The 22,277-nt window shown below is 61.7% G+C and carries 17 protein-coding genes, 13 tRNA genes and 1 riboswitch; of the genes, 18 read left to right on the top strand and 12 right to left on the bottom strand.

The window, feature by feature from the left end; translation table 11 throughout:
* Positions 1-53: 53 nt before the first annotated feature.
* A complete protein-coding gene (locus VZC39_RS16385) occupies positions 54-2,027 on the bottom strand; it encodes a putative bifunctional diguanylate cyclase/phosphodiesterase (RefSeq protein WP_434668497.1) in 1,974 nt (657 codons plus the stop codon).
* A 168-nt stretch (positions 2,028-2,195) separates the two neighbouring features.
* On the opposite strand from VZC39_RS16385, the gene VZC39_RS16380 reads away from it, so the two are divergent.
* On the top strand, positions 2,196-2,690 hold the full coding sequence (locus tag VZC39_RS16380; protein ID WP_349919350.1) for a hypothetical protein: 495 nt from the start codon (positions 2,196-2,198) through the stop codon (positions 2,688-2,690).
* A gap of 66 nt (positions 2,691-2,756) precedes the next feature.
* On the opposite strand, the gene VZC39_RS16375 is transcribed toward VZC39_RS16380, so the two are convergent.
* A complete protein-coding gene (locus VZC39_RS16375) occupies positions 2,757-3,671 on the bottom strand; it encodes a cupin domain-containing protein (RefSeq protein ID WP_434663927.1) in 915 nt (304 codons plus the stop codon).
* 112 nt (positions 3,672-3,783) lie between these two features.
* On the opposite strand from VZC39_RS16375, the gene VZC39_RS16370 reads away from it, so the two are divergent.
* On the top strand, positions 3,784-4,113 hold the full coding sequence (locus tag VZC39_RS16370; protein ID WP_102948417.1) for a carboxymuconolactone decarboxylase family protein: 330 nt from the start codon (positions 3,784-3,786) through the stop codon (positions 4,111-4,113).
* A 165-nt stretch (positions 4,114-4,278) separates the two neighbouring features.
* On the opposite strand, the gene VZC39_RS16365 is transcribed toward VZC39_RS16370, so the two are convergent.
* Genes VZC39_RS16365 through rsgA form a run of 5 tightly spaced genes read right to left on the bottom strand, consistent with a single transcriptional unit; the run spans position 4,279 to position 7,127 of the window.
* Entirely contained in the window at positions 4,279-4,683 is a 405-nt protein-coding gene (locus VZC39_RS16365; RefSeq protein ID WP_434663925.1) for a hypothetical protein, read from the bottom strand.
* A gap of 2 nt (positions 4,684-4,685) precedes the next feature.
* Positions 4,686-4,937 carry a DUF2960 domain-containing protein gene (locus VZC39_RS16360; protein ID WP_349919346.1) on the bottom strand — a complete coding sequence of 84 codons (252 nt, stop codon included), beginning with the start codon at positions 4,935-4,937 and terminating at the stop codon, positions 4,686-4,688.
* The gene (locus tag VZC39_RS16355) at positions 4,927-5,193 is read right to left on the bottom strand and encodes a VF530 family protein (RefSeq protein WP_349919345.1); all 267 of its coding nucleotides are present in this window, start codon (positions 5,191-5,193) and stop codon (positions 4,927-4,929) included. Before VZC39_RS16355 ends, VZC39_RS16360 begins: the two co-directional genes overlap by 11 nt.
* Positions 5,190-6,062 carry an archaetidylserine decarboxylase gene (asd, locus tag VZC39_RS16350; RefSeq protein ID WP_434663923.1) on the bottom strand — a complete coding sequence of 291 codons (873 nt, stop codon included), beginning with the start codon at positions 6,060-6,062 and terminating at the stop codon, positions 5,190-5,192. Before asd ends, VZC39_RS16355 begins: the two co-directional genes overlap by 4 nt.
* A 30-nt stretch (positions 6,063-6,092) precedes the next feature.
* Positions 6,093-7,127: a small ribosomal subunit biogenesis GTPase RsgA gene (gene rsgA / locus VZC39_RS16345; RefSeq protein ID WP_349919342.1), complete on the bottom strand. Its 1,035-nt coding sequence runs from the start codon at positions 7,125-7,127 to the stop codon at positions 6,093-6,095.
* Positions 7,128-7,218: 91 nt separating this feature from the next.
* Between rsgA and orn the strand changes: the two genes are divergently transcribed.
* The 9 genes from orn (at position 7,219) to VZC39_RS16300 (ending at position 8,764) form a co-directional block, all read left to right on the top strand.
* Positions 7,219-7,764, top strand: a complete 546-nt coding sequence (orn, locus tag VZC39_RS16340; protein ID WP_349919341.1) for an oligoribonuclease — start codon at positions 7,219-7,221, stop codon at positions 7,762-7,764.
* 177 nt (positions 7,765-7,941) lie between these two features.
* A tRNA-Gly gene (locus VZC39_RS16335) sits at positions 7,942-8,017 on the top strand.
* A 24-nt stretch (positions 8,018-8,041) separates the two neighbouring features.
* Positions 8,042-8,117, top strand: a tRNA-Gly gene (locus tag VZC39_RS16330).
* A 33-nt stretch (positions 8,118-8,150) separates the two neighbouring features.
* Positions 8,151-8,226, top strand: a tRNA-Gly gene (locus tag VZC39_RS16325).
* Positions 8,227-8,262: 36 nt separating this feature from the next.
* Positions 8,263-8,338 (top strand) — tRNA-Gly (locus VZC39_RS16320).
* Positions 8,339-8,374: 36 nt separating this feature from the next.
* Positions 8,375-8,450 (top strand) — tRNA-Gly (locus VZC39_RS16315).
* A gap of 24 nt (positions 8,451-8,474) precedes the next feature.
* A tRNA-Gly gene (locus VZC39_RS16310) sits at positions 8,475-8,550 on the top strand.
* Between the two features lie 38 nt (positions 8,551-8,588).
* A tRNA-Gly gene (locus VZC39_RS16305) sits at positions 8,589-8,664 on the top strand.
* Between the two features lie 24 nt (positions 8,665-8,688).
* Positions 8,689-8,764 (top strand) — tRNA-Gly (locus VZC39_RS16300).
* Between the two features lie 238 nt (positions 8,765-9,002).
* Here the strand turns inward: VZC39_RS16300 and VZC39_RS16295 are convergent.
* The 3 genes from VZC39_RS16295 to VZC39_RS16285 all read right to left on the bottom strand — a co-directional run bounded on the left by VZC39_RS16295 (position 9,003) and on the right by VZC39_RS16285 (position 12,373).
* Positions 9,003-9,212 carry a cold-shock protein gene (locus VZC39_RS16295; RefSeq protein ID WP_005327092.1) on the bottom strand — a complete coding sequence of 70 codons (210 nt, stop codon included), beginning with the start codon at positions 9,210-9,212 and terminating at the stop codon, positions 9,003-9,005.
* A gap of 293 nt (positions 9,213-9,505) precedes the next feature.
* Positions 9,506-10,171, bottom strand: coding sequence for a LysM-like peptidoglycan-binding domain-containing protein (locus VZC39_RS16290; RefSeq protein WP_349919340.1), 666 nt, complete (start codon positions 10,169-10,171; stop codon positions 9,506-9,508).
* A 99-nt stretch (positions 10,172-10,270) separates the two neighbouring features.
* Positions 10,271-12,373: a methyl-accepting chemotaxis protein gene (locus tag VZC39_RS16285; RefSeq protein ID WP_434663920.1), complete on the bottom strand. Its 2,103-nt coding sequence runs from the start codon at positions 12,371-12,373 to the stop codon at positions 10,271-10,273.
* Positions 12,374-12,622: 249 nt separating this feature from the next.
* On the opposite strand from VZC39_RS16285, the gene gltX reads away from it, so the two are divergent.
* The 6 genes from gltX (at position 12,623) to VZC39_RS16255 (ending at position 15,010) form a co-directional block, all read left to right on the top strand.
* Entirely contained in the window at positions 12,623-14,038 is a 1,416-nt protein-coding gene (gltX, locus tag VZC39_RS16280) for a glutamate--tRNA ligase (protein ID WP_434663918.1), read from the top strand.
* Between the two features lie 398 nt (positions 14,039-14,436).
* Positions 14,437-14,512 (top strand) — tRNA-Ala (locus VZC39_RS16275).
* Positions 14,513-14,540: 28 nt separating this feature from the next.
* Positions 14,541-14,616, top strand: a tRNA-Ala gene (locus tag VZC39_RS16270).
* Positions 14,617-14,680: 64 nt separating this feature from the next.
* A tRNA-Ala gene (locus VZC39_RS16265) sits at positions 14,681-14,756 on the top strand.
* Positions 14,757-14,807: 51 nt separating this feature from the next.
* A tRNA-Ala gene (locus VZC39_RS16260) sits at positions 14,808-14,883 on the top strand.
* A gap of 51 nt (positions 14,884-14,934) precedes the next feature.
* Positions 14,935-15,010, top strand: a tRNA-Ala gene (locus VZC39_RS16255).
* A gap of 149 nt (positions 15,011-15,159) precedes the next feature.
* Here VZC39_RS16255 and VZC39_RS16250 read toward each other — a convergent pair.
* Positions 15,160-17,310, bottom strand: a complete 2,151-nt coding sequence (locus VZC39_RS16250) for an ExeM/NucH family extracellular endonuclease (protein ID WP_434663916.1) — start codon at positions 17,308-17,310, stop codon at positions 15,160-15,162.
* 294 nt (positions 17,311-17,604) lie between these two features.
* A riboswitch (cyclic di-GMP riboswitch) is annotated at positions 17,605-17,686 on the top strand.
* Positions 17,687-17,832: 146 nt separating this feature from the next.
* Here VZC39_RS16250 and VZC39_RS16245 point away from each other — a divergent pair.
* Positions 17,833-20,835 (top strand): glycosyl hydrolase family 18 protein, encoded by a 3,003-nt coding sequence (locus tag VZC39_RS16245; protein ID WP_434668495.1) that lies wholly within the window; start codon positions 17,833-17,835, stop codon positions 20,833-20,835.
* A gap of 204 nt (positions 20,836-21,039) precedes the next feature.
* Here VZC39_RS16245 and VZC39_RS16240 read toward each other — a convergent pair whose 3' ends face one another.
* Entirely contained in the window at positions 21,040-22,275 is a 1,236-nt protein-coding gene (locus tag VZC39_RS16240) for a tetratricopeptide repeat protein (protein WP_434663914.1), read from the bottom strand.
* Between the last annotated feature and the right edge of the window lie 2 nt (positions 22,276-22,277).

Raw genomic sequence — 22,277 nt, 5'->3', positions numbered from 1 at the left:
GCCCTCTGCCAACACAACAAGGCCACCCTCGGGTGGCCTTGTTGCTGTGAGCGTCAGCGCTGGGGCAGCTGATAGCTGAGGGCAAACTCGTCGGGGGGCAAGGGGCGGCTGAACAGGTAGCCCTGCAGGCGGTCGCAACCGGCCTGGGCCAGCCAGGACTGCTGCTCCGGCGTCTCCACCCCTTCGGCGGTGATCTTGATGCCGAGCTCATGGGCCAGCCCGATGACGGAGCGCACGATGGCGGTGGTGGCCTGGTTGGTGGCCAAGCCCTGGGTGAAGCTCTTGTCCAGCTTGAGGGTCGCGACCTGGAGCCTCGGCAAGTAGGCCAGTGAACAGTAGCCGGTGCCGAAGTCATCGATGGCGAGGTGAAAGCCCGCCTCGATCAGACTGGCGAGGTTGCTCTCAATCTCGTCGGCATTCTCCATCAACACCCCTTCGGTGATCTCCAGCTCCAGCTGCCAGGGGGCGAGGCCGTGGCGCTCGATGCAGGCGAAGATCTGTTGGCAGAGCTCGGGATCGCGAAATTGCAGCGGCGACAGATTGACGGAGAGCACCAGATCCGGCGCCACCTGTTGCCAATGGGCCAGCTGGGCGCAGCCCTGCTCCAGCATCAACTGGCCGAGTTGACCGATGAGGCCGAGCTCTTCGGCCAGGGGGATGAACTCATCGGGAGAGATCATCCCCAACTCGGCGTGGGGCCAGCGGCAGAGCAGCTCGGCACCGTGCAACTTGTCGTTGTGGGTGCAGATGATGGGCTGGTAGACGGCGGTCAGCTGGGCCGACTTGATGGCAAGGGGCAACTGGGCGGCAATGAGCTGGCGGCGCCTGAGTTTGGCATCGAGTTCGGGGTCGAACAGCGTCCAGTGCTGCTGCTGGCGTTTGCCCTGGGCGAGGGCCGCCTCGGCGTGGCTCAGCAGACGCTCGGCATCCTTGGCCTTGCCGTGGGCGATACCGAGGAAGACCGGGATCTGGATCCTGTGCTCCTCCACCTGATAGGGGATCATCAGCTCCTGCTGCAGGTTGCGGCCCCAGTCGCTCAAGGGGATGGGGAGCTCCGGCAGCAGCAGGGCGAAGTCATCGGCGGCGACCCGGCAGAGCAGGGAGTTGGGAGGCGCCAGCCGTTGCAGGCGGCGAGCCACCTGGCTCAGCAGGCGATCGGCGACGCGGATGCCGAAGCGATCGTTGATCTCGCGAAAATGTTGCAAGTCCAGCAGCAGCAGGCTGGCCTTGCGAGCGCCCAGATGACGGCTGGTCTGCAGGAAGTGGGAGAGTTTGAGCAGGCCGGTGAGGCTGTCGTAATGCTGCTCCTGCTGCAACTGGGCCTGGGTGGTGCGCAGCCCCGTGATGTCACGGCCCAGGGTGAGGATGCCGAGGGCGTTGCCCTCTTCGTCCGGCACCTCGATGCGGGTGATCTCCAGATGGCGGCCCTGACCCTCCGCATCCATCAGGCAGTACTCGCCCTGTCCCATGGTCTGTTTCACCGGCAGGTGCGGCGTGACGCGATGGCCGATGGCCTCGCTCGCCGTCAGCCCCATGAAATCGAGGAAGGCCTGATTGCAGTCGATGAGCACCCCCTGATGGTCCTCCAGCCGGATGAGATCCGGGATGGCATCCAGCAGGCGGCGTTGCAGCAGTTGTTGCTGGCGGAAGGTCTGCTCCAGCTCCTTGCGCTGATCGATGGCGCTGACCATGCCAAACAGGGCGAGGGGATTGCCCTGCTCGTCATAGAGGGGCACCTTGTGGATCTCCATCCAGCTGGTGTGTTCGCCGCTATGACAGTGCAGCTGCTGGTGGAGCAAGGGGTGGCCCTCGGCCAGCAGACGTTGATCCTCCTCCCTGAACAGATCTCCCCACGGCATCTCGGCATCCGTCTTGCCGATGAGCTCGCTGGGGTGCTGCAGTCCGGCCTCTTGCGCGAATATCTGGTTGGCGAACAGGTAGCGTCCGCTGGCATCCCGGCAAAAGATATTCATGGGCAACTGGTCGATGATCTGCTGGAGCAGAGCCAGGTTGAGCGAGGAAGGCACGTGGGCGTCCACCGGGGAGATTTCGAGCAAATCTATGATAACAAGCCAATTTTGTAAAGCTTGGGTTAATGGCGATCATTTGTGCCGATCCCTGCTGACAGCCTGTCGCGCCGGCCTCATAATAGCCGCCGATTGGCCTGTGGTGGCCTTATGGACGAGAGAAGCAGCATGAAGAAGATAATGGGGGGCGCCCTGGCCCTGTTGATGGTCGGTTGTGCCAGTGACAACAACGGTGGCGAGCAATATCGCTATACCCCGCCGGTTGCCAAGGCGACCAACAATACCCAGGAGATGCAGATCCCGGTGGATCTGGTGTGGGCCCGGGCCGAGAAGTGGTTTGGGGATCACGGCCTCAACATCGAGAACAGCCAGCGTGGTTCCGGCCTGATGACCGCCAACGTTGAGAACTCGGCCGACGGCCTGGAGTGGCTGGATTGTGGCACCATGGGCTCCAAAGTGGCGCTGGGCAACCCCAATCTGCAGATCAACCTGATCATCACCCAGAGCGGCAACAACAGCGTCGCCACCGTCAACGTCAAGGGCAACACCCAGCTCTATTTCGTCGAAGGCTCGGGTGAACGGGTACTGGCTCCCTCCATCACGCCGGTCTGCGTCTCCCGCGGCAGCCTGGAACAGAGCCTGTTCGCAACCCTCAGCAACTGATCCCGCTCACCGGACAGCCTGACGATCACAGACCCCGCTGCGTGCAGCGGGGTCTTTTTTTGCCCGTCACTCCCCGAAGGCCTGCCCCTGCTGGCGAAACTTGCCAGGGGCGAGCCCGGTGGATTGCTTGAAGGCCTTGGCGAAAGCCGCCTCGGACTGATAACCCACCCGCTGGGCCACCTCGCCGATGGGCAGGTGATCCGGCTGGCGCAGCAGCTCCGCCGCCCGCACCATGCGTACCCGCACCATGAACTCCCAGACGCTGCACCCCAGGCGCTGGCGGAAATGGCGAAAATAGGTGGCACGCGACATGGCGGCCAGGGTCGCCAGTTCGTCCACGCTCCAGGGATGGGCGGGATTGGCCAGCATGGCTTGCAGGGAGCGACCCAGCCGCGCATCCTGCAGGGCGCCGATGAGGCCAAGCGCCCCGCCGGGATCGCTGGCGTGGGCGCGCAGCCCCATGGCCAGCAACACCTGGCTCAGGGCCGTCAGCACGGCGCTCGATCCTTGCTGTTCACGGGTCAGCTCCTGGCGGATCAGGGCCAGCACCAGGGCCAGCGCCTCGCGGGACTCGCTGGCCAGCAGGGGGATGCACAGCGGGCTTGGCAGGGCGTCCAGCAGCAGGGGGCGCAGGGGGCCCTGGTAATGAAACTCGCCGCACAGAAACTCCACTTCATCCCCTCCGTCGCCACGAACGGGCAACAGGCCTGCGTCATCTTCGATGTCCGCCAGGGGGTCGCCGCCCCGCCAGATGGTATGGGGCTCTCCCCCCGGCAGCAGCAGCAGCTCACCCGGTTGCAGGGTCACCTCCTGACCCTGTTGGGTACTGACCCGGATCTCCCCCTTCATCAGCAGATGAAAGGGCATGACCCCGCTCGGGCTCTGCGGGTGGGGGAGGGCGAAGCCGCCGCGATAGAGGCAGCGCACATCGAAGGAGCCGCGGATCCCGGCCTGGCCGATCAACTGATCTATGTCAATCATGATTCGATATGGTGTTTATTTGCGTCTTTTAAGTATTAATTGAATCACTCCTCGATGCAATACTGGCTCCATCGAACGGGCAGGTGCCCGTTCACCCCAGAGGAGAGTCAAGATGCAAGATTGGGCACAATACCGTAAAGAACTGACCGGCCGCGTGATGGAGCTGGGCACCCTGAGCCCGGATACCCTCAAGGGTTATCAGCTGCTCTCATCCGCCGGCAGCAAGGAGGGTGTCCTGGATGGCAAGACCCGCGAGCTGATCTCCCTGGCGGTGGCGGTCACCACCCGCTGCGATGGCTGCATCGCGGTGCATGCCGAATCCGCCCTCAAACAGGGCGCCAGCCGGGCGGAGATCGCCGATGCCCTCGGCGTCGCCATCGCCATGAACACCGGGGCCGCCATGGTCTATTCCGCCCGGGTATTGGACGCCATAGATCGCTGAGGTGTCCCGGCAGCCTCGACGTAGCCAGCGTCTTGAGGCCGCTGATCAGCGTTGATTGAGTAATCCAGCCTGTTGTTTGCCACACCCTTTCGGGTGTGGCTTTTTTATGAGGCGCCCAATAAAAAGCCCCGGCAGGAGCCGGGGCTTGGATAGGTGCTGTGGCGCTCAGGGCTGCAAGCCGCTGTCACCGTGGAACAGCGCCTGTTCACCGGATTTGAGCACATAACCCTTCCAGGGGAAGAGCTGGTAGCGACCGCCCTGCCAGGAGTGGTTGCCCTCTTCCCCCTGACGCACCAGCCGGACCTGCTCGCCATCAGGCAGGGTCAGCTCGGCCTGGCTCTGATCGCCGTTGAACAGCACGAAGGCGCTGCCGGTCTCGCCGGATGCGAGGGGTTGCAGGCGGATGGCCTGCTCGAACAGCCGTACGCACTGGTTGGTCAATGCCGACCACTGGTAACCGGCACTGGCACGGCAACCGTGGTCATCCTGATCGTTGCCCACCGGGGGCTGGGTCGGGGTGCTGCAGGCCGCCAGCAGCAGGGAGGCGGCCATCAGGGTCAGGGTACGCATGCTTACTCCTTGAGATCCCGTTCGATGACGATGTTGGAGAAACCCAGTTCCCTGAAGTAGTTCTCCTGATAATCCTTCACGCTCTTCTTGTCACGGCGGCACACCTGGGCCAGCTGGGCTTCCATGGCGTGGAAGCTGGCAAGGTTGATCCCCTCGGCATGGGCGATGGCGTCGTAGATGCTGTTGAACTTGTCGTTGGCATAGCCAATTTCTTTGGCCTGCTTCTTGTAGGTGTAAGTGATCTTAAAGGCCATCTGGGGCTTCCTTCTGTTTCGCCTGCTTGCGCTGGACGTAGAGATAGAGGCTCTCTACCTTTTCCCGGGCCCAGGGGGTCTTGCGCAGGAACTTGAGGCTGGATTTGATGCTGGGATCCTGGGTGAAGCAGCGGATCGCGATCTCCTGGCCCAGTTTTTCCCAGCCGTAATGGGCCACCAGGGCGGTGACTATCGCCTCGAGGGTCAGCCCATGCAGTGGATTCTTTGGCTGGGCGGCACTTTTCTGGTCACTCATTCTGCAGATGCCAGCTTGGCGAAGGGTTGTCCCATGCGGGTCGTCACGCCGTTGGCCAGATGAGGCTCGAAGCCTGCCAGCATGCCGGGGCCAAACAGGCAGACGACGGTGCTGCCGAGCTTGAACAGGCCCATCTCGGCGCCTTTTTGCAAGGTGATGGCCTCATCCCCCTTGTAGTCCCAGCGCACCACTTCCTTCTGCTTGGTCGGCGCTATGTTGCCAGCCCAGATGGTTTCGATGCTGGCGACGATGGTGGCGCCGACCAGCACCAGGGCCATGGGGCCGTGAGGGGTGCGGAAGGTGGCGACCACCCGCTCGTTGCGGGCGAACAGGTTCGGCACGTTTTCGGCGGTGAGCGGGTTGACGGAGAAGAGATCCCCCGGCACGAACACCATGCTCTCCAGCACGCCGTCCAGCGGCATGTGGATGCGGTGATAATCCTTGGGGGCCAGATAGATGGTGGCAAAATCCCCATCCTTGAACGGCGCCACCAGATCCTCATAACCCCCCAGCAGCTCGCGGGCACTGTAGTCGTGGCCCTTGGCCTGGATGATGCGACCCTGATGGATGGGGCCGAGCTGGCTGACGGTGCCGTCCACCGGCAGGGCCAGGGTCATGGCATCGTCCACCACGGGGCGAATACCGGGCTTGAGCTCACGGGTGAAGAAGGCGTTGAAGCTGGCATAGTGTGCCGGATCTTCGTGCAGGGCCTCGCTCATGTTGACCTGGTACTGCTTGATAAAGGCCTCGATCACCTTGGTGGTGAGGTTGCCGGCTTCGGCGGCCGCGAGCTTGCCCACCAGGCGGGAGAGGGCGTGTTTCGGCAGGCAGTATTGACCGGCAATTTTCAGGTTGTCAGTGATGCTCATGATCTTCATCTAAGGAATGAGTTGAATGGGTCACAGCCGGGCTTGTTGCCGACCGTGGCGGGCTTCCTGCATGGTTTCCAGGATGCGGTGATAGTTGTGGAAGCGATCGGCGCTGATGTCGCCGCGCTCGACCGCCGTGCGCAGGGCGCAGCCGGGGTCATCCTTGTGGGTACAGTCGCGGAACTTGCAACCACCCAGGTAGTCGCGAAACTCGACGAAGCACCAGGTGATGCGATCCGCCTCCAGATGCCAGAGCGCGAACTCGCGGATCCCCGGGGAGTCGATGAGATCGCCACCGCTCGGGAAGTGGTAGAGCCGCGCCGTGGTGGTGGTGTGCTGGCCGAGGCCGGAGTTTTCCGAGATCTCGCCGGTGAGCACGTCCAGCCCCGGCATCAGGGCGTTGGTGAGGGACGACTTGCCGACCCCGGACTGGCCGACGAAGATGCTGATCTTGTCGGTCAGGGCCGCCTTGAGCTCTTCGAGCCCCTCACCACTCTCGCAGCTCACCAGCAGCACCGGATAGCCGAGCTTGCGATAGGTGGTGAGTTGCTCCTCGATGCGCTCGCGAGCGGCGGTATCGAGCATGTCCACCTTGTTCAGCACGATGAGGGGAGCGATCTCCACGTCTTCCGCCGCCACCAGGTAGCGGTCGACGATGTTGGTGGAGAACTCCGGCATCACCGCCGAGACGATGATGATCTGGTCGATGTTGGCGGCGATGGGTTTGACCCCGTCGTAGAAGTCCGGCCGGGTCAACACCGAGTGGCGCGGATGCACCGCCTCGATGACGCCGGCGGTGGCGGCATTGAGGCCGGGACGCCAGACCACCTTGTCGCCGCACACCAGGCTGCTGATGCTGCTGCGGCGGAGGTTGCTGCGGTGAATGGCGCCATCGCTCGCTTCCACGTCTGCGTGCTGGCCGAAACGACTGATCACCACCCCTTCGATGGCGGGGCCGAACAGGGTGTCATCCACCACAGTGCTGTGCTCTTTTTGCAGTCGCCGCTCGCGGTTGGCCTGGACGCGCCTTTGTTGACCCAGATTGAGTTTTGCTTTCTTTGCCACGGGGTTTGCCGGTTTATGAACAGATCCAAAGCCAGTATGATACATGCAAATTGGCAAAATTCCGCCATTCCTCCCAATAGAGAGAGCAATCATGACAGTCAGCGCGCAGAACCTGGTATGGATCGACATGGAGATGACGGGCCTGGACCCCGAACAGAACGTGGTACTGGAGATCGCCACCATCGTCACCGACAAGGACCTGAACGTGCTGGCGCAAGGGCCGGTCATCGCCATCCACCAGAGTGATGAAGAGCTCGGCAAGATGGATGACTGGAACGTCAACACCCATACCAAGAGCGGTCTGGTGGCCCGGGTCAAGGACAGCGAATATGACGAGGCGAAAGCCGTGGCCGAGACCCTCGACTTCATCCGCCAGTGGGTGCCCGAGCGTACCAGCCCCCTGTGCGGCAACAGCATCGGCCAGGATCGCCGCTTCATGGTCAAGCACATGGCGGATCTGGAAGCCTTCTTCCACTACCGCAACGTGGATGTCAGCACCATCAAGGAGCTGGTGCGTCGCTGGCAGCCTGAACTGCTGGATCAATTCAAGAAAAGTGGCTCCCATCAGGCCCTCGATGACATCCGCGAATCCATCGCCGAGCTGCAGTTCTACCGCGCTCACGTCTTCAAAATCTGAGCCGGCAGCAAGGGCTTGCCATCGCCCGGTTGCTAAAATCGGCAGTTCGGCCAGCTTTTGAGCGAACGGCCGCAGGGTGACAAAAAAGCCCTTGCAATTGGAATGACTGCTCTTATAATTCGGCTCCCGTACAGTAGCGCAAGCAACCAAATGCTGTACGGCCGTTTTAAGGTAATTGCGGGAATAGCTCAGTTGGTAGAGCACGACCTTGCCAAGGTCGGGGTCGCGAGTTCGAGTCTCGTTTCCCGCTCCAAAAATTTGCCGATGATGTTCCGATGCGGGAATAGCTCAGTTGGTAGAGCACGACCTTGCCAAGGTCGGGGTCGCGAGTTCGAGTCTCGTTTCCCGCTCCAATCATCAGCAAACACCTCAAGACAACCTGTGTAGCGGGAATAGCTCAGTTGGTAGAGCACGACCTTGCCAAGGTCGGGGTCGCGAGTTCGAGTCTCGTTTCCCGCTCCAAGCTTATTGTTGAAGTACTGCAGATGATATTCCGATGCGGGAATAGCTCAGTTGGTAGAGCACGACCTTGCCAAGGTCGGGGTCGCGAGTTCGAGTCTCGTTTCCCGCTCCAAGCTTATTGTTGAAGTACTGCAGATGATATTCCGATGCGGGAATAGCTCAGTTGGTAGAGCACGACCTTGCCAAGGTCGGGGTCGCGAGTTCGAGTCTCGTTTCCCGCTCCAATCATGTGCAGAAGACATCCTGTTGCGGGAATAGCTCAGTTGGTAGAGCACGACCTTGCCAAGGTCGGGGTCGCGAGTTCGAGTCTCGTTTCCCGCTCCAAACTTGTCTTATCGAAGTGCTGCAAATGATATTCCGTTGCGGGAATAGCTCAGTTGGTAGAGCACGACCTTGCCAAGGTCGGGGTCGCGAGTTCGAGTCTCGTTTCCCGCTCCAATCATGTGCAGACGACATCCTGTTGCGGGAATAGCTCAGTTGGTAGAGCACGACCTTGCCAAGGTCGGGGTCGCGAGTTCGAGTCTCGTTTCCCGCTCCAATCTCTCTTTGAATTCTTCGAATTCAATCTCTCCTCGAAGTCCTCATCCTCCATTTGCATTAGCAATGACATCGCGGCGCGATGATTTGTCGTTTCCAGCGTTCGGTGAGCGCTGCCCTTATCTCTGTCTATAAGACGATCTGCGTGGTGGATGGGGCACTGGCTCGTGCTGGCAGGGAAACGGCGGGCAAAAAAATAGGAGGGGCCAAGGCTCCTCCTACGGGTTCACGGACGCGGCTTAGAGCAGGGTGACGTTCTCAGCCTGGGGGCCTTTCTTGCCCTGGGTCACGGTGAACTGGACTTTTTGACCTTCAGCCAGGGTCTTGAAACCTGTGCTCTGGATGGAGGAGAAGTGAACGAATACGTCCGGTCCCTGGGATTGCTCGATGAAGCCAAAACCCTTGGTTTCGTTGAACCATTTTACTTGGCCGGTGCGAATGTCAGACATGTGCTAAGTCCTATCTATAACAAAATGAAACTAACGCCTTGTTGGGCAGCATTTGCTTAGGAAAGCAGGGGCCTACCCATGACTGACTACGTCGATGTGTTCCAGCCGGATGTAGTTCTTCCCTGTTTAAAGCACAAACGATTGTACGTAAGGTCGATCCCTTGTCAATTTGGCACTTTTCATTTTTTGAGCAAGCTAAAAGTATTGACGCATCAACGAGGTATTTCGGGCGGCGGGATGAAAAACGGGAGGCATGGCGCCTCCCGTTTGCATTGATAAAGTCAGGCCGGGCCTCACTCCTTGAGCGCGAACCCTTCCCCTTGCCGATCGTAGCGGTAGTTCACCTGCCCGAAGGAGCGAACCTCGACCCGCTGGATGCGGCGGCCGGCATCAACCAGCACGAACACCGACTTGCCGGACTGCAATCGGGTCAGCGGCCTGTCCGGCCCCTCGATGGCGATCAGGCGGCTAAGCTCGGCCCCCGGCAGTTCGAACTTGCGGAAGATGGAGTAGAGCGTCTCACCGGCCTGCACGTCGTGCTGCAGCCAGGTGCCGTCAACCTTCTCTTCCACCGGTTTGGCGGCTACCGGTGCGCTGCCCGTGCTGCCATTGCCGACGGTCAGGGCCTGGGTCGGCACCGCCAGCGGCACCGCGAGGGAGCCTGACGGGGCGGCGGTCGGGGCCGCAGGGGCAGGCTCCCAGGCGAGCACCAGCAGCCAGAGCGGGATCAGCACCAGCAGGCCTATGGTGTGCTTGCGAGGCAGCGGGCTCGCCAGCTTGAAGGACTTGGTGCTGGGTTCCTTGCTGGATTTTAGGCCGCTCAGGCCCTGACCGAGGCGCTGGCGCAGGGGCAGGGTAGCGGCATTGATACGATGGAGCAGGTTTCCTTGTGATTCGTCTTGGCGACGCTGCTGGGCTCGTCTGTTATGGCCACGTGGGCGACGGTCCGGGGTGGGCACGGCATTTACCTCTCACTACATTGCCTGCCATCAGGCAAATATGCCGCCTATGGTAAACGGACTCGCCCCCGAGGGGGAGAGTCCAGAGTAGGAAAATTATCAACTGAGACGGAATTGTCCGAGCAATTGCTGTAAACGTTCGGCCGCCTGGCGCAAGGCCTGGCTTGCCTGGGCGGTGTTGGTCGCATCCTGGGCGATGTCGTTGGCCAGTGCGTTGGTTTTTGACAGATTGCCGGAGACGGTCTCGGAAACCGAGCTCTGCTCCTCGGCGGCGGAGGCGATCTGGTAGGTCATGTCGTTGATGGTGGCGATGGCCTGGAAGATGCTGTCGAGCGCGGCTTCCGCCAGATCCGCCTCGTTCACCGCCTGATGGGTCAACTGTTGGCTCTGCTGGATGGCGCTCACCGCATTGGTGGAACTGTGGCGGATCTTCTCGATCAGCTCCTGGGTGTTCTGCACCGCCTGCTGGGTGTTGCCCGCCAGCTTGCGCACCTCGTCGGCCACCACGGCGAAGCCGCGGCCCTGCTCGCCCGCCCTGGCCGCCTCGATGGCGGCGTTGAGCGCCAGCAGGTTGGTCTGATCGGCGATGCCCTGAATGACGGTGAGGATGCTGGTGATCTGCTCGCTGTCATGGGCCAGCCCCTCGACCACCTCGGCGCCCTTGCCCGATTCGGCGGCGACCCTGTGCATGGACTGGATCACCTGCTGGAAGCGCACCTTGCCCTGATCCGCCGCCCCCTGGGCCTGCTTGGCCGAGTCGGCGGTGTTGTTGGCGTGGGTGGCCACCTCCTGGCTCACGTAAGACATCTCCTGCACCGCGGTCAGCATCTGTTCCATCTCCGCCTGGTGATGCTGCAGGTTGGTGTCGGTCTGGCCGGCGATGCGATCGGTGTCACCGGCGTAGCGGTGTACCTCGGTCGCGGTCTTCTGCACATCCCCGAGCAGGTGCTGCAACTTGTCGATGAAACGGTTGATGCCGCGGGCCAAGGCCCCCAGCTCGTCCCGGGACTGGGTATTGAGACGCTTGGTGAGATCCCCCTCGCCGTCGGCGATGTCATCCACCAGGCTGACCATCTGGCGGATGGGGCCCGTGATGCTGCGGGCGATCACCACCATGGTGGCGAGGCCAAGCACCAGCACCAGCAGGGCGCCGATGAGTTGCTGGGTCATGGCGGCGCGGTTCATGTCGGCGAGCTTGGCCGCCAGCTCATCGGCCCCCGCCAGCACCACCTTGTAGGGCAGGGTGACGATGATGGCCCAGTTGCGGCTCATGCCCGGCACCATGATGGGCACCGAGATGCGAAACGCATCGGTGAGCTCCTGGCGCTGCACCTCGGGCTTGAGGTACTGCTGCCAGCCATCCCCGAGCAGCTTGTCGGCACGGCTGCCGAGCAGGCTGGCGTCACCGCTGGTGCCGGTGATGACGCCGGCGGCACTGACGATCAGGGTCTCCCCCTTGCCGTCATAAATGTTGCTGTTGAGGGACTGGGCCTGACGGCTGATGGAGTCCACCGCCAGATCCAGCGCCGCTATCCCCTTGAACTGGCCGTCCAGCAGGATGGGGGTGGTGATGGTGCTCACCAGCACCTGCTGGCCGTTGATGTCCACCTTGAAGGGATCGATGAGGCAGGAGCGCCCCTCCCGTTTCGGGCAGGCGTAGTAGTCGTTGGCCGGGTTGCCGAACTCGTCCGCGTCGCTCTTCTCGATGGAGAGCAGCAGATCGGTGCCTATGCCGTCCTTGTCACGGTAGAAATAGGGGACGAAGCGGCCGGTGCTGTCACTGCCAAGGGCGGTCTGGCCGGCGAAGAGCGCATCCTGGCCGTCGAAGCCGCCCGGCTCGAAACCGGCGAAGGCGCCGTACAGCTGGGGTTCCAGGGCGAGCTGGGCCTTGAGCAGATCCGTGGCCTGCTGGCGATCGAGCGGCAGCTTGCCCCCTTGCTGCTGGGCGAAGACGCTGGCCATCTGCTGGGTATAGGAGAGCCCCTTCTGCAGCAGCTGGGTGATGGTGGCAGCCTCGGCGCGGGCGTTGGCGCTCACCTTTTGCCAGGCTTCCTGTTGCAGGGCGGCGCGGCTGGAGGCGATGGTCAGTTGCTGGGTCTGCTTGCCCGAGTATTGGTTGAGCAGGATCAGGATGACCAAAGCCGTGGTCATGGCGATCCCCGCCATCACCAGGATGCGATTCTGAATAGAACGAAACTGCATCTTGCGTTCCTTGTAGGGTCTGAGTTGTTGGAATTATCGGCAGGACAGAGGATTTCTCCAGCGTTCCTCGCTAGCTAAGCGGAAAAAGAGGTCGGCTTCTGAGATCCCACTCATAAATAGTGGTCTTTGTGCTGCAGGGCCCTATTTTCCCCCTGGTTGTGCCATGGTTTTCCCATCCGGGTTTCTCGGTGCTAAAATGCGGCGGTTTTTTAATGAATTGGCCCAAGGCCCTCCACACAAGGCTTAAAGATGAAAGTCAAAACCCGTTTTGCTCCCAGCCCGACCGGCTTCTTGCATGTCGGCGGTGCCCGTACCGCACTCTATTCCTGGTTGTTTGCAAAGAGCCAGGGCGGTGAGTTCGTGCTGCGTATCGAGGATACCGATCTGGAACGTTCCACCCAGGAGGCGATCGACGCCATCATGGAAGGCATGGAATGGCTGGAGCTGAACTGGGATGAGGGCCCCTACTATCAGACCAAGCGTTTCGATCGCTACAACGGTCTCATCGACGAGATGCTGACGGACGGTCGTGCCTACAAGTGCTTCTGCTCCAAGGAGCGGCTGGAAACCCTGCGTGAAGGCCAGATGGCCAATGGCGAGAAGCCCCGCTACGACGGCAAGTGCCGTGACCACTCCCATGATCACCCGGCCGATGCGCCCCACGTCATTCGCTTCCGCAACCCGACCGAAGGCTCTGTGGTGTTCGATGACCACGTGCGCGGCCGCATCGAGTTTGCTAACACCGAGCTCGACGATCTCATCATCCGTCGTACCGACGGCGCTCCTACCTACAACTTCTGCGTGGTGGTGGACGACTGGGACATGGAGATCACCCACGTGGTGCGTGGCGAAGACCACATCAACAACACCCCGCGCCAGATCAACATCTACAAGGCCCTGAACGCCCCCGTGCCGGAGTTTGCCCACGTCTCCATGATCCTGGGTGACGACGGTGCCAAGCTCTCCAAGCGCCACGGCGCCGTCTCCGTCATGCAGTACCGTGACGACGGCTACCTGCCGGAAGCCCTGCTGAACTATCTGGTACGTCTGGGCTGGTCCCACGGCGATCAGGAGATCTTCAGCCTGGACGAGATGATCAAGCTGTTCAGCCTGGACGCCATCTCCAAGTCGGCTTCTGCCTTCAACACCGACAAGCTGCTGTGGCTGAACAACCACTACATGCGTACTCAGGATCCGGCCCATGTCGCCAAGTATCTGGAGTGGCACATGGCCGCCCAGAACATCGACACCCGCAATGGCCCCGCCTTGCCACAAGTGGTGACCCTGCTGGCGGAGCGCTGCAACACCCTGGTAGAGATGGCCGCCCAGAGCCGCTACCTGTTCGAGGAGTACGAGGCCCTCGATGAAGCCGCCGCCAAGAAGCACCTGCGCGGTGTGGCGGCAGAGCCGCTGACCCTGGCCAAGAGCAAGCTGGCCGCCCTGGAAACCTGGACCACCGAAGCGCTGCACGAGCTGATCGAAGCCACCGCCGCCGAACTGGGGCAGGGCATGGGCAAGGTCGGCATGCCGCTGCGGGTCGCCGTCACCGGTCTGGGTCAATCCCCGGCTATCGACGCCGTGATGGCGCTGGTGGGCAAGGAGCGTGTCCTGGCCCGTATCGATCGGGCGCTTGCGTATATCGAAGCGCGTATGGCTGCCGAGTAATACCGGTCTGGGCCAATCCCCCTGTCATTGCCGACGCCGTGATGGCGCTGGTGGGCAAGGAGCGTGTCCTGGCCCGTATCGATCGCGCCTTGGCGTATATCGAAGCGCGCATGGCTGCCGAGTGATCTCGTAGTCAGTCTGGCTTTCAAGGCGGATGAACAGACCGCAGTGAATGACGCAAAAGGGCTCCCGAATGGGGGCCCTTCTTGTTTGGGTCTATCGTGGATTTGTGACGTAAAACAGAGAGATAGCGACGAGGTTGCTGGTAAAAACAGCGAACTGCCTGAATTTTGACTAAACGCTCCGGCCGGTGGTATTTTAGGGTTGACAGCAAAGCGGGTGATGCCTATCATGCGCCTCCGTTGCCAGAGATAACTTTGGTAGCGCCGAGGTGAGTTGGGGTTATAGCTCAGCTGGGAGAGCGCTTGCATGGCATGCAAGAGGTCCGCGGTTCGATCCCGCGTAGCTCCACCAAATTCTCCTCGAACAATCTGGAATCCAAGGGGTTATAGCTCAGCTGGGAGAGCGCTTGCATGGCATGCAAGAGGTCCGCGGTTCGATCCCGCGTAGCTCCACCAGGTTCCAAATTGACAATGCAGTACCCAGGGCAGTGCGGTGTGTATCACCCAGGCCGATCTTTGTGGGGTTATAGCTCAGCTGGGAGAGCGCTTGCATGGCATGCAAGAGGTCCGCGGTTCGATCCCGCGTAGCTCCACCATTATTGAAAGACAGACGGCATCCAGAACCGTTTGTTGAATGACGAAGTTTCGGGGTTATAGCTCAGCTGGGAGAGCGCTTGCATGGCATGCAAGAGGTCCGCGGTTCGATCCCGCGTAGCTCCACCATTATTGAAAGACAGACGGCATCCAGAACCGTTTGCTGAATGACGAAGTTTCGGGGTTATAGCTCAGCTGGGAGAGCGCTTGCATGGCATGCAAGAGGTCCGCGGTTCGATCCCGCGTAGCTCCACCAAACACTCAAGGCCACCGTTATCGCGGTGGCCTTTTTGTTTTCTCAGTCATTTATTATTTTCATGATTGCCGTCTCTTCATTTACAAATCAAATGACCCACATGAGAAAGCCCGCGACTGTCGCGGGCTTTTTTCGTTACGCAGCGTACATCATGAGCTGTGTCGGCGGCGCCAGGCCAGGGGCAACAGGGCCAGTAGCAGGGCGCCCATGGCACCACCACCGCCGTCCTTGCTCGGCTCCTGCAGCTTGAGATCGACGATGATGGGATCGTGATCCGAGGCGCTGAACGGGTTGTCGGACTTGACCATGTCGCCGGTGAAGCCACGGCCGTATTCGAACAGGTTGCTCTCGTAGGAGTTGATGTGCCAGTCGGCGACGGCTACGACCTTCTTGGCCAGGGCCGGGTTGGCGAGGGCGTAGTCCAGGGTGCCGAGCTCCGCCTCATAGCTGTAGGAGATCGCTTTCTCCTGGTTGAACTTGACGTTCAAGTCCACCAGACCGTAGCTCTTGGCCACCTCCTGGCCGATCTGCTCGTAGGCTTGCTCACCGAGGAAGGTGTGGGAGGCGGAGCGGATCTTGCGATCGCTGCTGGCCGGCGCATAGTCGGTCAGCACCCGGATCGGGTCTTCCTTGGCGTAGGAGTTGAAGTCCCCCACCAGCAGTACCTGGCCCGGCAGCTTGCTCACCGCCTCGCCCAGCACCTTGGCGGCACTGACCCGGAACTCGGTGCACTTGCCCTGCAGGTCGGCGGGCTCGGTCTTGCCATCCCCGTTCTCGTAGCAGCCCGATCCCTTGGATTTCAGATGGTTGACCACCAGGGTCAGGGGATCCTTGCTGCCCGCCACGGTGAAGCTCTGTACCAGGGAGTCGCGCTGACCGGCGGTCTTGGCGACGCCACCGACGGTGTAACGCTGCTCCGGCAGCGGGATCACGCCGGCGTCCCCGCTCGGGGTCAGCTTGGCCGGGCGATAGAGCATGGCCACCATGATGGCGTCGCCGCCGAAGTAGCGCTCCTGGCCGAGCTGGGCCTTGGGCAGGCTGACGAAAGCGTAGTGCTGGCTCGCGTCTTTCTGCTGGGCGTTGAGGCTCTTGACCAGGTCGCTGATGGCGGAGTGCTCGTCGAAGCCGTTGTTCTCCATTTCCATCAGGCCGAGCAGATCTGCGTCCATCTCGGTGATGGCGTTGACTATCTTGGTGCGCTGTTGCTGGAAGTCTTCCAGGTTCTTGGCGCCGCGGTTGCAACCCTTGGCGCTGTCCGCATCCGCCTGATCCTTGCACAGCACGTTGAGGGCACCGCCCACGCTGGAGTGGCTGGTGAAGTAGTTGAGCACGTTGAAGCTGCCGACCCGCAGATCCGTACCGGCGGTGCGGGCAGGGGCGCGCTGGCGATCGTTCTCGTCGGTGCGCAGCAGATCCCCGACCGTGATGGTCTGATCCTTAGGCACGATCAGCCGGTATTCGTTGTAGCTGTAGCCGACCAGGGCCTCCAGGTTGACCGGGGCATCGCCGACCCGCAGGTAGCCCTGCTCCGGCTCCCAGGCGGGCAGCCAGGGCAGCTTGCCATCGGCGGCCTTGAAGTCCGATTCGAGGAACACCCGGTTGCCCCCATTGGCCTCGGCCAATGCCTTGGCCTGGTCGCTACCCGCCACGTGCAACTGGGTCGGTTTCATCAGGGGTGCCAGGTGGGAGAGCACCAGGTTGTTGCGACGGGCGGCATAGTCGTAGCTGAAGTTGCGGCTGATTTTGAGCTCGCTGCCCGCATCGAGGCGCACCCGCATCCCCTCGTGGCGCTCCAGCGCCCGGGCCAGGGTTTCCCCCTCCAGCACCCGCAGCGCCGTGGCGGTGGGGACTGCACCCTGAGCCAGCACCTGCAGGCGGGGCGTGCTACCGTCGAAGACGGGCTTGAGCTGGGTATGGTTGTAATACTCTTCGACCTTGGCCTCCAGACAGACTTCGGCCCCCGGCTTGATGCCCGGGTACTTGGTCGCGAAGTTCTTGTCGTTGAGGTAGACGAAGATGCCATCCGAAGTCTGGGGATCCCCATCCCCTTGCACGTCTTGCAGGTAGAAGCCCTTGTTCAGACTCTCGCCGAGGGCGCTGACCACGGCTTTCACCGAGACGCTCTGGTTGCTTTCAAACTGGCCGTCCGGGATGAGGGGGCTCTTGTCGCCACTGCCCTGGATGGCGGGGATGGGGGTGAGGGCGCTGTCGGCCGGGCAACTGAAGCCGGCGGCCTGGAGTGACGGGGACGCGAGCGCGAGCCCCACGGCCAGTGACAGCAGGGTAGGGGTACCTTTCATTGTGTTTCCTTTTTTATTTTTGCCAGTGATTCCATAGCCTTGGTGCCTGAACCAAGGGCGCGCATTGTCACACTTCTGGCTGCTCATACCAGTGAACCAGCGCACAGAATGGGGAAGCAAAAGAGGCTGTTTCAATTTTTTTGACACAGCTAACGTTATGAAAATAATGATAAAGATGTCATTTCATCACGGATGAAATAGTGTGAGCCCGCCAGCGTTTACATATTTCTCATCGAGAATGAAGATTGAGTGTTTGTCACTTGCTTCCTATACTCGGGCTGTTCCTCACGGAACCCAGGTAAAGAGCAAACCGACAGTGATGTCGGGGCGCAAAGCCTCCGGTCTGCCAGCGATGACAGATAGCGGGGCTCCCCCGGGTGACATGAGGGTATGTGGCCCGTCCATGGCCTGTTGTCGACCCCTTTTCGCCTGTTGCTGTTGCCCTTTGCCCGGTCATTAAAAGCCAAGACCAACAAGGAAGATAACAAGATGCAACAGACCCTCAGGCCCAGCAGGCTCGCCATGCTGGTTGCCCTTGCGACCATGCCCGGCTGGGCGCAGGCCGCCTATCCCGCCTATCAGGCCGGTACCGCCTACAAGGCTGGCGATATCGTCAGCAACGTCGGCAACCTCTATGAATGCAAGGAATTCCCCTACTCCGGCTGGTGCGGCGCTTCGTCCTACCACTATGCCCCCGGGGTGGGCACCGTCTGGGCGGATGCCTGGAAGCCGTTCACCGACGGCAGCACGACGCCGGGTCTGACGCTGGCCATTGGCTCGCCCGCCGCTGGTAGCGCTTTCAATGAAGGTGCCCCGGTCGCCCTGGCGGTGACCCTTGGCGGCAACAGCAGCGCCCTGGTCAAGGTCGAATATCTGATCGATGGCACCCAGGTCGCGGTGAGCAGCGCAGCCCCCTGGTCGGCGAGCTGGACTGCCAGCGGTGTCGGTGCCCATCAACTGAAATCCCGGGCGCTTGACAAGGATGGCAAGGTGCTCGGCGAGGCGGATGTCAGCTTCAACGTCGCCGCCGTGGTGGCACCCGAGGCGCCGAAGGTGAGCATCGCGAGCCCGGCTGCCGGTGCCAAGGTGACGCTGGGTCGCAGCACGGCGGTGAGTGGCAATGTCACCGATGCCAACAACGACGTGGCCAAGGTCGAGCTGTTCGTGAACGGCCAGAAGGTGGGCGAGGATACCAGCGCGCCCTGGCAGGTGAGCTGGACACCCCAGGCCAAGGGGCTGACCGGCCTCAAGCTGGTCGCCACCGACAAGGGTAATCTGGTGGGCGAGTCCGCCCAGGTGGATGTGCAGGTGGAAGAGGCGGCGTTGCCGCCCACCGGTGGCAACCTCTCCTGCGATGTGCGCCAGATCTACCGCGCCGATGGCAGCGAGTGCATGGGGGATGACCATGCTCGCCGGGTCATCGGCTACTTCACCTCCTGGCGTACCGGCAAGAACGGCCTGCCCGCCTACCTGGTCAACGACATTCCCTGGGACAAGATCACCCACATCAACTACGCCTTCGCGGCTGTGGACGAGCAGAGCCACACCATCAAGGTGGATGACGCCGCCACCAAGATGACCTGGAGCGGCGTGCCGGGTGCCGAGATGGATCCCGAGTTCGCCTATCAGGGCCACTTCAACCTGCTCTCCAAGTACAAGAAGCAGTATCCGGACGTGAAGACCCTGATCTCGGTCGGGGGCTGGGCCGATACCCGCGGCTTCTACACCGCCACCACCAAGGGTGATTGCACGGTCAACACCGCTGGCATCAACGCCTTCGCCGATTCTGCGGTGAGCTTCATCCGTCAGTACGGCTTCGACGGGGTGGATGTGGACTATGAATACCCCACCTCCATGAAGGATGCGGGCAACCCCAACGACTTCCCCCTCTCCAACCAGTGCCGGGCCAAGCTGTTTGCCAACTACGAAGTGTTGATGAAGACACTGCGTACCCGGCTGGACAACGCCGGCACCGAGGATGGGCGCAAGTACATGCTGACCATCGCCTCGCCGGCCTCGGCCTACCTGTTGCGCGGCATGGAGAACTTCCAGGTCACCCAGTACCTCGATTACGTCAACCTGATGACCTATGACTTCCACGGTGCCTGGAACAACTTCGTGGCTCACAACGCCGCCCTGTTCGACAACAAGGCGGATCCCGAGCTGGCTCAATGGGGTGTCTACAGCCAGGCCCAGTACGGCGCCATCGGCTACCTGAACTCCGCCTGGGCGGCCCACTACTTCCGTGGCGCCCTGGCGGCCGGCAAGATCAACATCGGGGTGCCTTATTACACCCGTGGCTGGCAAGGGGTGACCGGCGGGACCCATGGTCTCAATGGCAAGGCGGCCCTGCCGAGTCAGAGCAACTGTCAGCCGGGCACCGGTGGCAGCACCATTCCTTGCGGCAACGGTGCGGTCGGGATCGACAACATCTGGCATGATCTGGACAAGAACGGCAAAGAGATCGGCGCCGGTGCCGTGCCCATGTGGCACGCCAAGAACCTGGAGCATGCGGCCAGTCTCGGCATCACCACGCTGCCGAGCTATGGTACCGCCTGGGGTCTGGATCCCAATGATCCTGCCGACGTGATCCAGGGCCAGTATGTGCGCTACTTCGACGACAAGGCGCAGGTACCCTGGCTGTGGAACGAGCAGAAGAAGGTGTTCCTCTCCACCGAAGATGAAGAGTCCATGGGCAAGAAGCTGGACTACATCGTCAAGCGGGGTCTGGGGGGCGTCATGTTCTGGGAGATGGCGGGGGACTATGACTTCGATCCGGCCAAGAACGAGTATGTGATGGGCAGCACCCTGACCAGCCTCGCCTATGACAAGTTCAAGGCGGCCACACCGCCCAACCTGAAGCAGAACGATCTGCCTGCCCCGGCAGCCCAGCTCGACATCGGCGTCAGCCTCTCCGGTTTCAAGGAAGGAGATTCCAACTACCCGATCAACCCCACCCTGAAACTGACGAACAAGTCGACCCAGACCATTCCGGGTGGCACGCGTATCGAGTTCCTGGTACCCACCTCCACCTCTGACACCATCACGGATCAGAGTGGCATGGGCCTGAAGGTGGTGGAGAGCGGTGGCAACCAGAACTCCGATGGCATCGCGGGCGAGAAGGACTTCCACAAGGTGGCCATGACGCTGCCGACCTGGAAGGCCTGGGCACCGGGTTCCGACGTGGAAGTGGCCATGACCTACTACCTGCCGGCGGCCGGTGTACCCAGCGGCGTGCGCCTGATTGTCGGCAGCCAGACCATAGGTCTCAAGGCTGACTTCCCGACACTGGCCGAGGCCGTGGTGGGCACGGGCGGCGGTGATGGCGGCAGCGGCGGCACGGCCTGCAGCAGCCAGAGCGTCAACCCGGCGAGCTATCCGGCCTATCCGAGCTGGCCGCAGGGGGATCACGCCAATGCCAACGATCGCGTGACCAATGGCAAGGCGGTCTGGCAGGCCAACTGGTGGACCAGCAGCGAACCCAAGGCCGGTGACGGCAGCTGGAAGCTGGTGTGCAACTACTGATGTGATGAAGCGGCATCTTTCCGATGCCTCATCGATGCAAAAAATCCGGAGCCTGGCTCCGGATTTTTTTATGGGGAGTCAGCGTGATAAACGGCCATAAAAAAGACCGCTCCGAAGAGCGGCCAATGTGCCACCAAGGCAACTGGTGGGGCAGGGCCCCTTGTGTCGTGGAGGCATGGCGAAGCCAATGCTTCGCCTGGCATGTCACTGGGTGACGGCGCCCCCTTGTTGTTCCTTCAGGAAGTTGATCCAGGGAGAGGCGCGGCCGCTGACGCTGCCGTTTTGAGCCGCCTGACTGAAGGCGGAGAGTGCCTCCTTCGGTTTCTGCTGCTCAAAATAAGCCACCCCGGTCAGGAACTTCAGATCCGCCCGCTGTTCCCCGTTGGCATTGGCCGCTGGCTTGGCGGCGAAGGCCACCAGATCCTGGTAGCGTTTGCTCTGGATCATCATGCGCGCCATCTTCAACTGCAGTTCGGCGTTGGGGGCCAGCTTGTAGGACTTGGCTAGGGTATCGATGGCCGGATCCAGCTCCTTGGCCTGATGCCAGTAGTTGGCCAGCGTCTTGTAGTTGGCCGCACTGCCCTCGATGATCCCGTCCTTCATGGCCTTCTCCATCACCCTGGCGGCGCGATGGGGAATGCCGGTAAAGGCCAGGTAGTTGGCGAGGCGCTGCAACTCGTTGGCTTCGGTCAGCATGCCGAGGTTATAAGCCCCCTCCAGCGCCGCCAGTGCCTTGGCGTCGTTGCCCGCCTGCATGTGCATGGCGGAGAGCTGGGTCCAGTACTTCTTCTTCTCCGGATACCGGTCGATGAGGGCGGTCAGCACCTCGGTGGCCGGTTTGTACTGTTTCAGCTCATAGTGCGCCGCCATCTTGAGCAGATACCAAGACTCGGGCGCCTTGCCCCCCGACAGCTTGATGGCCTGATCCACCGCCGGTATGGCTTCCCGGTACTGCTTGAGCTGCACATGGGCGTTGGCCAGGGTGATGTAGGCGTGGGGGGTGGGCTTCTCGTCCTTGCCAAGGCTCGCGAACCACTGGTTCATGGTGCTGATGGAGGCCTTGAAGTTTCCCTCCGCCATGTAGAGCTGGGCCAGGTTGTAACGCACCTGCTGGGCCACCGGCTGCGGCAGGCCGCCGGTGGCGATGGCATCGGCGAAGTACTTGGTCGCCTGGCCGTATTTTTCCTGTTGCGCGGCCACGAAGCCCAGGGTCTGCAGGATCACGCCCTTGTCGTAGACCCGCTCGCCTGCGCCGGACAGCGCATCCTGCAGCTTGGCATTGGCCTCGCCGTATTTCTTCTCGGTGATCAATTCCTGCGCCTTGTTGACCGCGCGATAGGCGCGATCGGAGAGGGCGGGTTGCTCGGCGGCCCAACTGGCGGTGCTGAGCAGCACCGCCATGGCGACCGGGGCGAGGATCAGGGTATGTAACTTTTTCATCG

It is taken from the genome of Aeromonas sp. NJAU223, assembly GCF_051125555.1.
GTDB lineage: Bacteria > Pseudomonadota > Gammaproteobacteria > Enterobacterales > Aeromonadaceae > Aeromonas > Aeromonas veronii_G.
Note: the sequence above shows the minus strand (reverse complement) of the source record. Positions and strands in the feature narration are given on the sequence as shown.